Below are 13413 nucleotides of genomic sequence, written 5' to 3'. Positions count from 1 at the left end.
GCATGGCCCGCGCGATCGTCTACACCGAGTTCGGATCCCCCGCTGTCCTCCACCTCATGGAGGTGCCTGACCCCGTGCCCGTCCGCGGCGAAGCGCTGGTGCGCATCGAGGCGGCCGGCGCTAACCCCATCGACGCCAAGCTCCGCGGCGGCAAGCGCCCCTCGGCGCCGATCACCGAGCCGCGTCCGGTCGGGTTCGACGGCGCGGGAGTCATCGAGGTGCTGGGCGAGGGCGTCGACGGGTTCGAGGTCGGCGACCGCGTCGCGATCCGCGACACGCTCGGGACCTACGCCTCCGCCTTCGCGGTCGACGCCGACAAGCTCGTGAAGCTCCCGGACGCCGTCACCGCGGCCGAGGGGGCGGCGATCGGCATCCCCGCCGGCACCGCCTATCAGTCCCTCCGCTCGCTCGCCGTGACGGCCGACGACGTGCTCCTCGTGCACGCGGGCTCGGGTGCGGTCGGCCAGGCCGCCGTGCAGTTCGCGGTCGCCTGGGGCGCGACCGTGATCGCCTCCGCGAGCCCCGCCCGGCACGACCAGCTCCGCGAGCTCGGCGCGATCCCCGTGGCCTACGGCGACGGCCTGCTCGACCGCGTCCGCGCGGCGGCCCCCTCCCCCGTGACCGTCGTCCTGGACTGTGCGGGCACCGACGAGGCGATCGAGACCTCCCTCGCCCTGGTCGCGGACCGCGACCGCATCGCGACCATCGTCCGCGGTCCCGACGCCGCCGACTTCGGCATCCGGGCGTTCTCCGGCGGGTCCCCCGAGCCGCTCACGCCGCAGGAGCTGGAGTGGCGCGCCGAGGCGCTGCAGAAGACCGTGGACCTCCTGGCCGCGGGCGAGTTCACCATCGAGCTCGGGCCGGAGCTGCCCCTCGCCGAGGCGGCACGGGCCCATGAACTCATGGAGACCGGCGCCGCCTCGGGGAAGATCATCCTCGTCCCCTGACCCCAACCCTGACAGCGTCGGGCGTCACCCCGCACGCGGCGTTCGGCGGGTTCTGCCGCGGCCAGGCGACACTGATCGGTCAGGCGGCTTTCGGCTTCCGGCGCGGTGGGAGGCGAAGATGCATGGTCGCGAACGCCAGCACAGCAAGGGATGGCACGAAGAGTCGCGCGTCCGGTGCATAGCCGTCACTCACAGGCCATCCACTCTGGGCATAGCGAACCGGTCCTGCATCGCCGACGACGTAGGACAGAAGCATGCCGCCCGCAGCGATTCCGAACAAGGCGAACAACCACCCCGCGTATCGAACCCACCACCGACGTGCCCTCGGCACGATACGCAGAGGCAGCCCGATCAGGAACGCCAGGATCGTAAGCGGAGTGGAGAGGACCGCGAATCCGACGATCTGCAAGCCCTCTGTGTACCCGGCCGCGGTGGTCGACCAGATCGCTATCGCGACATACGTGGTCAAGCCGGTGAGGAAGACTTGCGCCGCCAACAGGAGCCAATGCCGTTCGGTCTCGGCCGCGGCCACCTGGCGTGGTGAACCAGGCACCCCGGCGTCGAGCTGGTTCTGAGACGTCACATTCGGATCGTAGTGCTTCTGCTCGGAGCACCGGAGCTGCCCCTCGCCGAGGCGGCACGGGCCCATGAACTCATGGAGACCGGCGGGGCCACGGGGAAGATCATCCTCGTCCCCTGAGAGATCAGGGTGGCACCGGAGCGGGGTTGCGGCCACGACGGGCTCCGACCCGATCGCCTAGCCTCCGGGGCAGTCGCACTCACTGCCGCTGTAGCACTGGCACACCGAGTCAGGGTAGTCGGCCTTGGTGGCGGTGATTCTGACATCGAGTTCTTCGAGCGGGACGACGTCCTCGATGCCGTCCAGTTCCGGGATGTCCGGGCAGTCCGCGGGGCCTGTCTCCACGATCTCTTCGCCTCGCGGAAAGGTCAGGGTGAAGCACACCGCCCCCTGGCGCTGCTCGTACCACCAGCCACCGCCCGTCTGCGCGCCACCGAGTGCGAGGAGTGTCAGGGTGGTGCTGTCGTCCCTCTTGTCGAGGTCGAGGAGCTTGAGGGGGTTGCCGTCGAGCTCGTCGGTTCCGTCCCGGAGGTCGGAGGCGAGGGAGAGTTCGGCGATGGTCGCTTCCGGGTCCGTGACGATCTTGCCGCGGTGCTCCCACATACTGTCCTGCGCGTCTTCGATGGAATCCGCGAGGCTCACCCGCACGAGGTTCTCGATGCTCGGCGCGCACCCGACGAGCATGGCGGCCGCAGCGACGAAGCCGACGACAGGGAGGCTTCGGCGCCGCAGACGGCTTGTCATGATGCGACGGTAGCGCATCCGGCGACGACCTCCCTGTCGGTCAGAATGGAGCGACGGGGCGGCCGAGCGAGAGCATCAGCCGGTTCGCCCAATTGAAGAAGGCCGCGCCGTGCACGACGTCCGCGATCTCGAGGTCGTCCAGTCCGGCCGCACGGAGGCGCGCGATGTGCGCGGGACCGAACGCGCGAGGCGTGTCGGTCAGCGCGACCGCGGCGGCGATGATCGCGTTCCAGCGCTCCCCCAGATCTGCGTCCACGCCCTCGGCGAGCAGCGCATCGACGTCCTCCGGCCGCTTGCTGTGGTGCGCCGCGAACCGGGAGTGCACGGAGGCGCAGAACACGCAGCCGTTGCGACGCGAGGCGGCGGTGGCCGCCAGCTCCCGTTCCGCCCGTGGGAGGCCCTCTGCGGCGTTGTAGAAGACGTCCTTGTCGACGAGGGTGCGCGCGCGCAGCACCTCGGGGTCGCGGGCGAGCAGCCGGAAGTACTCGTTCTTCGCCCGGGCGGCGTCGACGAGGCCGTCGAGGTGCCGCGGGGTCAGATCCTCCTCCGCCAGGGGCGCGAGGTGCGGCGTCCAGCCGACCTCGGCGCGGGTGAAGGCGTGCGGATAGGGGGCGTCGTCGTGCCGGAGCACGGTGTCGGCGGCGGTCATGCGGCCTCCTCGTCGGTGTCGGTGTCGGTGTCGGTGTCGGTGGCGGTAGCGGTCGCTGTGTCGGCGGCGGTGAGTCCGGCCTCCTGAAGCACGCGGAGGCCGGTGACGACCCGCTGCTGGAAGGCGAGGAAGGACACGAGCTGCGACAGCGTCACGATGCCGTCCGTCGACCAGCCGGCGTCGTGCAGGCGGCCGAGGTCGGCGCCGGATGCCTCGCGGGGACGGAACACCAGCAGGTGCGTGTGCGCAAGAGCGGTCGCGAGACGTTCCCCCAAGGCCGCCGATGCCGCTTCGTCCGGGAGGTAGCGCGTGCCGTCGGTGCTCTCCGCCTCCAGCCCGCGTTCGGTGTAGGCGCCGAACGGTCCCGTGGTCGCGGCGGCCTCAGCCTCTCGGGCGACGATCGCGGCGCGCTCCGGGTCGATCTCGCGGGCCCGCCCGGCGTAGAACACCGCCGTGGGGTCGTCGGCACCAGCGAGCGCGGTCGCGAACGCCGCGATGAGCGCGCGCTCTGCGAGAGACACATGCTCCGCGGATACCGGGTGGAAGAGCGCGTCGAAGCTCGCCTGGAGCTGCTCCCTGGTCACGGGACGGCGACGACGCAGCGCATCCAGCTCCCGCGTCACCCCCGTCAGCTGGTCGACGATGTCGGCGGTCATGCGTTCTCCTTCACGGTGGGGGTGTTCTCGGGCGTGTGGGTGGTCTCGGGATCCGGCGGCGTGAGCGCGTAGCCGAGGGCCGGGGCGACCTCCGTCGCGAACAGCTCGATCGAGCGCAGGACGTGGGCGTGCGGCGCGTCGACCGAGTGCACCTGGAACGCCACCTCGGTCGCGCGGTGCAGCGTGGTGTCGGCGGCGAGCGAGGCGGCGACCTCCTCGGGGGTGCCGAGGTGCGTGTCGAGAGCGGCGATGAGGTCGTCGATGCCGTCGCCGGGGATCGTCTGGCCCTGCCGCCGGAAGCCCTCGGCCGCCCGCCGTAGACCGACCTCGGCGAACCGGAGCGCCTCGGCGCGGTCGTCCGCCACGAACACGGTGCGGGAGGCGGTGATCCGCGGGGCCGCGCCGGCGGGGAGCGCGTCGAGGTACGCGTCGATGATCGGGTCCTGCAGGGCGGACAGCGGTGCGTGCAGACGGTCGCCGGGGCGGGGCTGCGTGCGGGACAGCAGCAGTCCATGACCGTGGACGCCTGCTCGATGACCGCCGGGTGCCGAGAACGTCGCCTGCCAGATCCGCGAGGCCAGCGACCCCGCGTCCGGATACAGCGTGTTCCCCGCACCGACGTCGCGGCCCTGGAGAGCGTCGAGCAGCACGCCCAGCTTGCGGTCGTAGGTGGGCCCCTTGTCGCGCACGTCCTCCCCGAAGGGCGTGAAGGACGACGGGGTGCCGCCGCTGCCGAGCCCGAGGTCGATCCGCCCGTCCGCGAGCAGGTCGGCCACCACCGCGTCCTCGGCCACGCGGACCGGGTCTTCGAGGGGAAGGGTGATGATCCCGGTGCCGAGGCGGATCCGCGAGGTGCGTGCCGCCGCGTGCGCGAGGAAGACGAGCGGCGAGGGCAGCCCGCCTTCCGCCGCCCGGAAGTGGTGCTGCGCCACCCACGCCCTCCCCACGCCGTGCCGTTCGGCGTGCTGGATCTGCGCCAGGGCGAGGCGGTAGCGGTCGTCCGGGGATGCGTCGTCGAGGAGCCGGGTGAAGAACGCGACGGTGGGGCGAGGGGCGGTGGCGCTCATGCGATGATCTCCGTTCGACCGGGAACCGCGGCCAGCAGCTCCCGGGTGTTCTCGTGCTGCGGGTCGTGGAACAGCTCTTCGGTCGGTCCGTCCTCCACCACGCGCCCGCGGTGCATGACGGAGACGGTGTGGCTGATGCGACGCACCACCGCGAGGTCGTGCGAGATGAAGAGGTAGGTGAGTCCGAGCTCGGCCTGGAGCGCGGAGAGCAGTTCGAGGATGCGCGCCTGCACCGTCACATCGAGCGCCGACACCGCCTCGTCGAGCACGAGGATCTCCGGGTCGACGGCGAGCGCCCGAGCGATCGCGACCCGCTGCCGCTGCCCGCCGGAGAGCTCGCTCGGCGTGCGACGGGCCGCATCCGCCGGCAGCGCCACACGCTCGAGCAGCGCGACCGCACGTTCCCGACGCTCGGACCGGCCGCCGATGCGGAAGTTGTGCAGCGGCTCGGCCACGATGTCGGCGATCTGCTGCCGTGGATCCAGGGAGGCGAAGGGGTTCTGGTACACGAGCTGGATCCGTCGGCGCAGCGCACGCAGTCGCGCCCCCTCGACGGCCGTCGCGTCCTCCCCCGCGAGCTCCACGGTCCCGGCGTCCGGACGGAGGAAGCGCGTGACCAGTCGCGCGGTCGTGGACTTGCCCGATCCGGACTCGCCGACCAGCGCATGGGTCGTGCCGCGGCGCACCCGGAAGGAGACGTCGTCGACCGCGCGGAAGCGCTCACGACCCGCCACCCGGAACTCCTTCACGAGGCCGGCAGCCACGATCTCGTAGGGCTTCTCGGCGGCCACTGCCGCGGCGTCCCGGAGGAACGGCGGCGCATCCGGACGCCGGAAGCCGGTCGTGAAGGCGGGCGCGTCGGCGAGCAGCTGCCTCGTGTACGGGTCTTCCGGCTCCGCGAGCACCTGCGCACTCGGCCCCTGCTCCACGATCCGGCCGTCTTTCAGCACCGCGATCCGCGCCGCCCGGTCCGCGGCGACGCCGAGGTCGTGCGTCACGAGCAGGATGCTCGTGCCGTCCTCGCGCTGCAGCTCGTCCAGCAGGTCAAGTACGCGGCGCTGCACCGTGGCGTCGAGGGCGCTGGTGGGCTCGTCCGCGATGAGCAGCCGAGGGCGGAGGGCGATCGCGGCCGCGATGAGCACCCGCTGCCGCATCCCGCCGGAGAGCTCGTGCGGATACTGTCGAGCACGCAGATCGGGGTCGTCCAGCCCGACGCGGTCGAGCAGCTCGAGCACGCGGGCGTTCCGGGAACGACGGTCGCGATGCCCGTGCAGACGCAGCACCTCGGCGACCTGCACGCCGACGGGGCGCACCGGGTCGAGCGAGGTCGTCGGATCCTGCGGGACCAGCCCGATCTCCGAGCCGCGGATGCCGCGGAACGCCCGGTCCGACCATCCGGAGATGTCGAGGTCCCCGAGCCGGACGCGCCCGCCCTCGACCCGTCCGCCCTCCGGCAGCAGGCCGAGGAGGGCGTGCGCCGTGGTGGACTTGCCGGAGCCCGACTCGCCGACGAGGGCGAGGGTCTCCCCCTCGGCGATGGCGAAGGAGAGGCCGTGCACGACCTCGCGGCCGGCGTACGAGACCCGCAGGTCCGTCGCGGCGAGGACGGGGGTTGCTGAGGACGGGGGCGCGGTCATCGCGAGCTCCTTCCGAGCCGATGGCTGATGCGGTTGGCGCTGAGCACGACGGCGACCACCACGAGGCCGGGGAGCGCCGTGAGCCACCAGGCGGTCGCGATGTAGTTGCGGCCCTCGGCGATCAGCAGGCCCCACTCGGGGGTGGGCGGCGGGGCGCCGTAGCCGAGGAAGCCGAGGGTGGAGATGGCGAGGATGGCCGTGCCGAACTGCAGCGCGGCGAGCGCGATGATCGGGGTGAGGGCGTTAGGGAGCACATGCCGGCGGAGCACGGCGACGAAGGTGCCGCCGCTGCCGTACGCCGCCTCGACGTACTCGGTGCGGCGCACCCGCGCCACCTCGGCGCGCATGAGCCGGGCGAAGGCGGCGACGCTGCCGAGTCCCACGGCGATCGCCGCGTTCACCGTTCCGAAGCCGAGCAGGATGATGACGGAGAGCGACAGCAGCAGCCCGGGGATCGCCAGCAGCACGTCGACGATCCGCATCAGCACGTCGTCCACGACACCGCCGGTCGCGCCGGCGACGGCTCCGAGGAGCGTGCCGAGCGCGAGGCCGACCGTCACGGCGATGAGCGCGCCCGACAGGGAGTGAACCGCGCCATGCACGACCCGGCCGAAGAGGTCGCGGCCGAGGGCGTCGGTCCCGAACCAGTGCGCGGCGCTCGGCGGCAGGAGCTTGTCGGCCGGCACGCCGGTCAGCGGATCGCCCGGCGCGAAGACCCCCGGGATCACCGCCCACAGCACCGCCACGGCGACGACAGCGAACGCGAGGTACAGCCCCCAGGCGCGCGACCGCCGTCGCGGAAGGGATGCGGAGACGGGCGCCGGGGCGGACGGCGCGGGCGGGGCACCCGACGTCTCGACCGACGTCTCGACGATGACGGGAGCGGTCATGCGGGCACCTCCTGGGCGGCGGGACGGACGGGGCGCGACCGGGCGGCGCGGGCCGCCCGCCGCTGCCGCGGGTCGATCAGGGGCGTGGCGAGGTCGACGGCGAAGCTGATCACCACGAACCCCAGGGCCGACAGGAGCACCACTCCCTGCAGCACCGGGATGTCCTGGTTCGCGACGGCCTGCTCCGTGAGGCGTCCGATGCCGGTGCGGCCGAAGACGGTCTCGGTGACCACCGCTCCTCCGACGAGCTCTCCGAACAGCACCCCCGCGATGGTGAGGGTCGGGACGGCGGCGTTGCGCGCGACCGACCGCGTGAGCACCCACGCCGGCGGCGCGCCCTTCGCCCGCACCACGGTCACGAACGGCTGCGCCTGCACGCGGTCGATGGATCGGACCAGGACCTGGGCGAGGGGCGCCGAGATCGGCACGGCGAGCGTGAGGACGGGGAGGATCAGGCCGCTGATCGGATCGGCCCCCACGATCGGCACCCATCCGAGCCCGAACGAGAACACCTGGATGAGCAGGATCCCGAGCCAGAACACAGGGACCGCCACGAACAGTCCCGGCACCTGCCGCAGACCGTCCCGCAGCCAGGCGAAGGGCGCGAGCGAGGAGAGCACCGCGATCAGCACCGCGAGCAGGACGGCGACCAGGAGCCCGAGCGCCGCGAGCAGCAGTGTGGCGGGCAGTGCTTCAGCGAGCATCGTCCGGACCGGGGTGCCGTACTGGGTCGAGTAGCCGAAGTCGCCGGCGAGGAAGCCGAGCCCCGCGTGCAGATACTGCTCCCCCCACGGCACGTCGGCGCCGTAGGTCGCGCGGATGTCGTCGAGCTGCTCCGGCGAGAGCCCCAGGCTCGGGTCGGAGAACTTGATGAGGATGGCGTCTCCCGGCAGCAGCTGCAGCAGGAAGAACGTGGCCGTGAAGGCCGCGATCAGCACGATCGCGGCCTGCCCGGCCCGTCGGAGGACGAAGGTCATGGGGTCACCGTGGTCCTCAGTGCTCCGCGAGCCACACGCCGGAGAACGTGGGGCGGCCGACCGACTCGAACGCGACGCCGTGCACGTACGTCGCCGCGCCGTAGACCTGCGGCTCCTCGAAGAGCGGGATCACGTACGCCTGCTCCGCGATGTAGTCCTGCACGGCCTGGGAGGCGGCCACCCGCTTCTGGGCATCCGGCTCGGACGCGACCGCGAGGAGCAGCTCGTCGAGCGTCGCATCCTGCGAGATCAGCACGTCGCGGTTCTTCGTGAAGTACTGGCTCTTGATCACGTCGAGATCCGCACGGCCGACCATCGAGTGGTAGAACCCCGTCTTCAGGGGATCACGCGTGTCCTCCGCGTAGCTGCCCGCGTCGCCGGGCTTGACGGTGAGCTCGACGCCGACCGCCGCGAGTTGCTGCGCCACGAGCTCCAGGGTCTGCTTCGACAGCGGCTGCGGCTTGGCCTCGTAGACCGTGATGGACAACCGCTCGCCGTCCTTCTCGCGAATGCCGTCGACGCCGGGCTTCCAGCCCGCCTCGTCGAGCAGCGCCTCCGCCTTCTCCGGGTCGTGGGCGTAGTGCGCGGACTCGTCCTTGTATCCCGCCGCCTGGGAGGACAGCACCGACGTGGCCACCGGGTAGTTCTCGGTGAACAGGGTGTCGACGACCTCCTGCGCGTCGACCGCGGCGATGATCGCCTGACGCACGCGGATGTCGGACAGCAGCGGGTTCTCCGGGCGGAGGGCGATCGAGTTGTTCACGCCGCGGGTCTGCGGCGCGTACAGCGTGAAGCCGGCCCCCTCCACGCGGTCCTCGTCGAACGCCTGGACGTAGCGGACGTAGTCGGCTTGGCCCGCGAGCAGCGACCCGATGCGGACGGAGCCCTCGGGGGTCACCAGCACGTGCACGGCGTCGAGGTAGGGACGACCGTCGTTCTCGGCGCTGTCCGGGCCCCAGTCGTAGTCGTCGCGGGTGGTGAGGGTGTACTCGGTGCCGAGCTTCTCGTCGGTGACGGTGAAGGGACCGGAGCCGATGATCTCCTCCGCGTTGCCGGCGCCGAAATCCTCGATCGTGCCGTCCAGCGTCTCCGGGGACAGCAGCCCCGAGTTGATGGTCGACGTCGCCTGCAGGAAGCCGGGCGACGGCGCGCTGAAGCGGAACGTCACGGTGTCCTCGTCCACCACCTCGCTGCCGGCGTAGTTGTTGATGGCCTCGGAGACGGTGAGACCGCGTTCGGCGTCCCCCAGGCCGTAGGTGTCGAAGTTCTTCGCGACGGCGGCGGCGTCCACGGGCGTGCCGTCCGAGAACGTCACGTCCGGGTTGAGGTCGAAGGTGTACTCCGTGGCGTCGTCGTTCACGGTCCACTCCGCGGCGATCCACGGCTCGATCTCGAGCGTCTCCGGATTCTGCCAGGTGAGCCGGGCGGCGATGTTGTTGACGATGCCGCCGTTCGGGTAGAAGCCGGCCTGCGGCGGGTACAGGTTCGTGTAGGCCTGGTGCTCGAGGTAGGTCAGGGTGCCGCCGGAGACCGGGTCCCCCGCGTCGGCCGGAGTGTTCCCCGGGGCGGGCGAGGTGGCGCAGGCGGCGAGGCTGCCGGCCAGGACGAGCGGGACCGCGACGGCGGCGGTGCGGATGAGGCGGCGGTTCATGCGGGGGACTCCTCGGATTCGGAAGACAGGGTCTCGGGTGCGGAGGGGGTGCAGGTGGTGTTCACGGTAGGAAGCGGCAGGGCACGGGGGCGAGGCGGCGGACTCCGGGTGTCGCGAGACGACACCCGTGGTCACGCGCCGACACGCGACGTCACACGGAGGCGGTCGCGCAGCGTCTCCCGCCGGCCGTCCTGGCCGGCCTCCTCCGCCGCGCGGAGCAGGCCACGGCGGCGGAGCTCGGGGGCCGCGAGGCGGGTGAAGGCCTCGAACTGCGCGGGTTGGAATGCCGAGAGGACGTTGAAGCCGTCGGCGGCGCCCACGTCGCGCCAGCTCTCGAAGTGGTCGGCGATCGTGCCGGCATCGCCGACCACGAAGGCCGCGGGGACGGCGTGCGCGGCGACGAGATGCCGCCAGGTCACTGCCGCCTCCGCCCCGACCGCGAGTCCGGCGATCCGCGCGAGTCGCTCGACGAGCGCGGCACCCCGCTCCCCCAGCCGGAGCGCCTCGGCGGCCGTCACCGGGGCGTCGAAGGCGGCGGCACGCAGCGGGTCGTCGGCGGCCACCTCCAGTGCGTCGGCGAGGGAATCCACCGTGCGGTTCGGCGGGAACGCGACGCGATCGGGCTGCACCCCCTCAGCGAGCGGCACGAGCTCCAGCAGCCGCCGGACGATCCGGTGCGCCCCGGCGTCCGAGTCCGCGACGACGGGCAGCACCGGGGCGATGACCTTCAGCTCCTCCGCCGGGCGCCCCGCGTCCGCGGCGATGTCCTTCAGCAGCCGCCGCGTGGTCACGGCATCGGCGAGTGTGGGCGCGGCGATGAGCGCGAGATCGGCGGCGGTCGCGGCGAGCGCCCGCGACCGCGGCGAGGTCCCCGCGTGCACGATCGGGATGCGCCCCTGCGGCGGACGCGCGACATTGAGCGGACCGGCGACCCGCACATGTGCGCCCGTGACCTCGGCCGCGCGCAGCCCCTCGGGGTCGATGAGCACGCCGCGCTCGGCGTCCGCGATCCAGGCGTCCTCGTCCCACGAGTCCCAGAGCCGGCGCAGAGCGACGACGAACTCCTCGGCCCGGTCGTAGCGGGTCTCGGTGTCGGCGTGGGCGTCACGGCCGTGGTTGCCCGCGGCACGCGGCTCGGCGCCGGTGACGAGGTTGATCCCCGCCCGGCCGTGGGTGAGGACGTCGAGGGAGGCCAGCGCCCGCGCCGTGGCGTACGGATCGGCATAGGTGGTGTTGACCGTCGCGATGAGACCGATCCGCGAGGTCACCCCGGCGAGGAACAGCACCGCGCTCAGCGGGTCGATGCGGGCGAGCAGGTAGGGGTCGCGGAACTCCAGGTCGGGTCCGGTCGCCAGCCAGTCGCCGAAGAAGAGGTAGTCCAGACCCGCGTCCTCCCCCTCCCGCGCGATGCGGCGCAGGATGTCCGCGTCCTCCGCGGGGTCGCGGTGGGCTCCGGGATACCGCCAGCCGGAGGGGTAGGCGCCGAGGGTGCGCACCATGGCGCCGATCACGAGGGGTTCCGTCATGCCGACACGGTAGGAGCGCCGCCTCCACGCCGGCCACGGGGAGGAAGCCGGAGGTCACCGGATGTCACAGACGGTCACACGCGCCACCCTCTACGCTGAGAGGATGACTGGACTTCGTTGGGGAATCCTCGCGACCGGCGGCATCGCCGGCGCCTTCGCATCCGATCTGCGCACGGCCGGCCTCGACCTCGTCGCCGTGGGCTCACGCTCGCAGGAGTCGGCCGATGCCTTCGCGGCGCGCTTCGACATCGCGCACGCGCATCCGTCATACGAGGCGCTGGTCTCCGATCCCGACGTCGACATCATCTACGTCTCCACCCCGCACCCGATGCACCACGAGAACGCCCGGCTCGCCCTGGAGCACGGGAAGCACGTCCTCGTCGAGAAGGCGTTCACGCTCGACCACGCCCAGGCCGCGGACCTCCAGCGGCTCGCCGCCGAGCGCGGGCTGCTCGTCATGGAGGCGATGTGGACCCGGTACCTGCCGCACATGGTCCGCATCCGCGAGCTCCTCGCCGACGGCGCCCTGGGTGAGATCCGCACCGTGAGCGCCGACCACACGCAGCAGCTGCCCACCGACCCCGCCCACCGTCTCAACGCCCTCGAACTGGGCGGCGGGGCGCTGCTCGACCTGGGGATCTACCCGATCTCCTTCGTCTGGGATGTCCTCGGCGCACCGACCACCGTCCGCGCGGTGGGGCGTCTGGTCGAGACCGGAGCCGATTCCGAGGTCGCCACCCTCATGATCCACGAGAGCGGGGCGATCTCCACGACGCTCTCCTCCTCGCGCGGCGCCGGCCCCAACGCCGCGAGCATCGTCGGCACCGAAGCCCGCATCGACATCGACCGGGTCTGGTACGCCCCTACCTCGTTCCGTCTCGTGCTGCCGGACGGCACGGTGCAGGAGGAGTACGTCTCGTCCGTCGAGGGTCGCGGCATGCAGTACCAGGCGTTCGCGGCCGAGCGCCTCGTCCGCGACGGTCTCCTCGAGGGCGACGTCCTCCCCATCGCGGAGAGCGTCGCCATCATGGGCGCCCTGGACGAGATCCGCGCGCAGATCGGCGTGCGCTACCCCGGCGAGGAGGACGACCGTGGCTGAGACGACCGACGCCCGCGTGGCGGTGTACCTGGACTTCGACAACATCGTCATCTCCTGGTACGACCGGGTCCACGGCCGGAACTCCTACGGCAAGGACCGCCAGCGCATCACGGAGCACCCGAACGACCCCGAGGTCGCCGAGCGGCTGAGCCGGGCGATGATCGAGGTCGGCGCCATCATCGACTACGCGGCGTCCTTCGGCACCCTCGTGCTGACCAGGGCGTACGCGGACTGGTCGTCGCCGGTCAACGCCGAGTACCGGTCGCAGCTCGTGGCGCGCGCGGTGGATCTCGTCCAGCTCTTCCCCGCCGCGGCGTACGCCAAGAACGGCGCGGACATCCGGTTGGCGGTCGATGCGGTCGAGGACATGTTCCGTCTTCCGGACCTGACCCATGTGGTCATCGTGGCCGGCGACAGCGACTACGTGCCGCTCGCCCAGCGCTGCAAGCGCCTCGGCCGGTACGTGATCGGGGTGGGCGTGGCCGGGTCGACGGCGAAGTCGCTCGCCGCGGCCTGCGACGAGTTCGAGTCGTACGACTCGCTTCCGGGCGTGGCGCGTCCGGCGAAGGCGGCGCAGCCCGCGGTCGCTCCGGTGGTCGAGGCCCCGGCGGAGCCGTCCGCCCCGGCCGCCGCGGACGCGGGTACCCCGAAGCCCAAGACCGCGTCGAAGTCCCGGGCGAAGGCCAAGGCCAAGGCCACTGCCGAGGAGCCCAAGGTCGAGGAGAAGATCGACGACCAGGGCGAGGCCACGCGGCTCCTGGAGCGCGCCCTGCGCCTCGGCCACGACAAGGCGGATGCCGACGAGTGGTTGCACAGTTCCGCGGTCAAGACGCACATGCGCCGCATGGACCCGTCCTTCAGCGAGAAGGCCCTCGGCTACCGGTCCTTCTCCGACTTCCTCAAGTCGCGCGACGACATCGCCGAGCTCGAGGAGACCGGGCACGAGCGCCTGGTCCGCCTGCGGGAGCCCTGAGCACGGCCGGTCGCCTG

The 13413-nt window shown here is 72.1% G+C and carries 14 protein-coding genes; 4 read left to right on the top strand and 10 right to left on the bottom strand.

Features of this window, described 5'->3' with window-relative positions; genetic code table 11:
• Positions 1–2 precede the first annotated feature (2 nt).
• Complete coding sequence (locus AB0310_RS16065; protein ID WP_366237623.1) at positions 3–947, top strand: quinone oxidoreductase family protein; 945 nt, start codon at positions 3–5, stop codon at positions 945–947.
• A 79-nt stretch (positions 948–1026) separates the two neighbouring features.
• Here AB0310_RS16065 and AB0310_RS16060 read toward each other — a convergent pair whose 3' ends face one another.
• The gene (locus AB0310_RS16060; protein WP_280565732.1) at positions 1027–1530 is read right to left on the bottom strand and encodes a hypothetical protein; all 504 of its coding nucleotides are present in this window, start codon (positions 1528–1530) and stop codon (positions 1027–1029) included.
• 12 nt (positions 1531–1542) lie between these two features.
• Between AB0310_RS16060 and AB0310_RS16055 the strand changes: the two genes are divergently transcribed.
• The gene (locus AB0310_RS16055; RefSeq protein ID WP_366237622.1) at positions 1543–1647 is read left to right on the top strand and encodes a zinc-binding dehydrogenase; all 105 of its coding nucleotides are present in this window, start codon (positions 1543–1545) and stop codon (positions 1645–1647) included.
• A 57-nt stretch (positions 1648–1704) separates the two neighbouring features.
• Here AB0310_RS16055 and AB0310_RS16050 read toward each other — a convergent pair whose 3' ends face one another.
• From AB0310_RS16050 to AB0310_RS16010, 9 genes are all read right to left on the bottom strand, one after another.
• Positions 1705–2271, bottom strand: coding sequence for a hypothetical protein (locus AB0310_RS16050; RefSeq protein WP_366237621.1), 567 nt, complete (start codon positions 2269–2271; stop codon positions 1705–1707).
• A 40-nt stretch (positions 2272–2311) separates the two neighbouring features.
• On the bottom strand, positions 2312–2920 hold the full coding sequence (locus tag AB0310_RS16045; protein WP_366237620.1) for an alkylhydroperoxidase domain protein: 609 nt from the start codon (positions 2918–2920) through the stop codon (positions 2312–2314).
• Positions 2917–3576: a CMD domain protein gene (locus AB0310_RS16040; RefSeq protein ID WP_366237619.1), complete on the bottom strand. Its 660-nt coding sequence runs from the start codon at positions 3574–3576 to the stop codon at positions 2917–2919. The genes AB0310_RS16045 and AB0310_RS16040 overlap by 4 nt, the downstream gene beginning before the upstream one ends.
• Positions 3573–4643, bottom strand: a complete 1071-nt coding sequence (locus AB0310_RS16035; RefSeq protein ID WP_366237618.1) for a putative FMN-dependent luciferase-like monooxygenase — start codon at positions 4641–4643, stop codon at positions 3573–3575. Before AB0310_RS16035 ends, AB0310_RS16040 begins: the two co-directional genes overlap by 4 nt.
• Positions 4640–6280, bottom strand: coding sequence for a dipeptide ABC transporter ATP-binding protein (locus tag AB0310_RS16030; RefSeq protein WP_366237617.1), 1641 nt, complete (start codon positions 6278–6280; stop codon positions 4640–4642). The genes AB0310_RS16035 and AB0310_RS16030 overlap by 4 nt, the downstream gene beginning before the upstream one ends.
• Positions 6277–7170, bottom strand: a complete 894-nt coding sequence (locus AB0310_RS16025; protein WP_366237616.1) for an ABC transporter permease — start codon at positions 7168–7170, stop codon at positions 6277–6279. The genes AB0310_RS16030 and AB0310_RS16025 overlap by 4 nt, the downstream gene beginning before the upstream one ends.
• The gene (locus AB0310_RS16020; RefSeq protein ID WP_315637920.1) at positions 7167–8147 is read right to left on the bottom strand and encodes an ABC transporter permease; all 981 of its coding nucleotides are present in this window, start codon (positions 8145–8147) and stop codon (positions 7167–7169) included. The genes AB0310_RS16025 and AB0310_RS16020 overlap by 4 nt, the downstream gene beginning before the upstream one ends.
• 16 nt (positions 8148–8163) lie before the next feature.
• Positions 8164–9798, bottom strand: a complete 1635-nt coding sequence (locus AB0310_RS16015) for a TIGR04028 family ABC transporter substrate-binding protein (RefSeq protein WP_366237615.1) — start codon at positions 9796–9798, stop codon at positions 8164–8166.
• Positions 9799–9929: 131 nt separating this feature from the next.
• Positions 9930–11324, bottom strand: a complete 1395-nt coding sequence (locus AB0310_RS16010; RefSeq protein WP_187662018.1) for an NtaA/DmoA family FMN-dependent monooxygenase — start codon at positions 11322–11324, stop codon at positions 9930–9932.
• A gap of 103 nt (positions 11325–11427) precedes the next feature.
• Between AB0310_RS16010 and AB0310_RS16005 the strand changes: the two genes are divergently transcribed.
• Together AB0310_RS16005 and AB0310_RS16000 are read left to right on the top strand one after the other, a co-directional pair.
• Positions 11428–12423, top strand: coding sequence for a Gfo/Idh/MocA family protein (locus AB0310_RS16005; RefSeq protein ID WP_366237614.1), 996 nt, complete (start codon positions 11428–11430; stop codon positions 12421–12423).
• Positions 12416–13396, top strand: a complete 981-nt coding sequence (locus AB0310_RS16000) for an NYN domain-containing protein (protein ID WP_187662020.1) — start codon at positions 12416–12418, stop codon at positions 13394–13396. The genes AB0310_RS16005 and AB0310_RS16000 overlap by 8 nt, the downstream gene beginning before the upstream one ends.
• The last annotated feature ends 17 nt before the right edge of the window (positions 13397–13413 follow it).

Origin of the sequence: Microbacterium meiriae (assembly GCF_040702565.1) — a bacterium.
Taxonomy (GTDB): Bacteria; Actinomycetota; Actinomycetes; order Actinomycetales; family Microbacteriaceae; genus Microbacterium; species Microbacterium meiriae.
Note: the sequence above shows the minus strand (reverse complement) of the source record. Positions and strands in the feature narration are given on the sequence as shown.

What these genes read in the sequence shown, in the direction of transcription:
- AB0310_RS16050 (WP_366237621.1), bottom strand. Translation starts at nt 2,271, where the DNA reads ATGACAAGCCGTCTGCGGCGCCGAAGCCTCCCTGTCGTCGGCTTCGTC.
- AB0310_RS16040 (WP_366237619.1), bottom strand. Translation starts at nt 3,576, where the DNA reads ATGACCGCCGACATCGTCGACCAGCTGACGGGGGTGACGCGGGAGCTG.
- AB0310_RS16030 (WP_366237617.1), bottom strand. Translation starts at nt 6,280, where the DNA reads ATGACCGCGCCCCCGTCCTCAGCAACCCCCGTCCTCGCCGCGACGGAC.
- AB0310_RS16025 (WP_366237616.1), bottom strand. Translation starts at nt 7,170, where the DNA reads ATGACCGCTCCCGTCATCGTCGAGACGTCGGTCGAGACGTCGGGTGCC.
- AB0310_RS16045 (WP_366237620.1), bottom strand. Translation starts at nt 2,920, where the DNA reads ATGACCGCCGCCGACACCGTGCTCCGGCACGACGACGCCCCCTATCCG.
- AB0310_RS16010 (WP_187662018.1), bottom strand. Translation starts at nt 11,324, where the DNA reads ATGACGGAACCCCTCGTGATCGGCGCCATGGTGCGCACCCTCGGCGCC.
- AB0310_RS16015 (WP_366237615.1), bottom strand. Translation starts at nt 9,798, where the DNA reads ATGAACCGCCGCCTCATCCGCACCGCCGCCGTCGCGGTCCCGCTCGTC.
- AB0310_RS16035 (WP_366237618.1), bottom strand. Translation starts at nt 4,643, where the DNA reads ATGAGCGCCACCGCCCCTCGCCCCACCGTCGCGTTCTTCACCCGGCTC.
- AB0310_RS16005 (WP_366237614.1), top strand. Translation starts at nt 11,428, where the DNA reads ATGACTGGACTTCGTTGGGGAATCCTCGCGACCGGCGGCATCGCCGGC.
- AB0310_RS16065 (WP_366237623.1), top strand. Translation starts at nt 3, where the DNA reads ATGGCCCGCGCGATCGTCTACACCGAGTTCGGATCCCCCGCTGTCCTC.
- AB0310_RS16020 (WP_315637920.1), bottom strand. Translation starts at nt 8,147, where the DNA reads ATGACCTTCGTCCTCCGACGGGCCGGGCAGGCCGCGATCGTGCTGATC.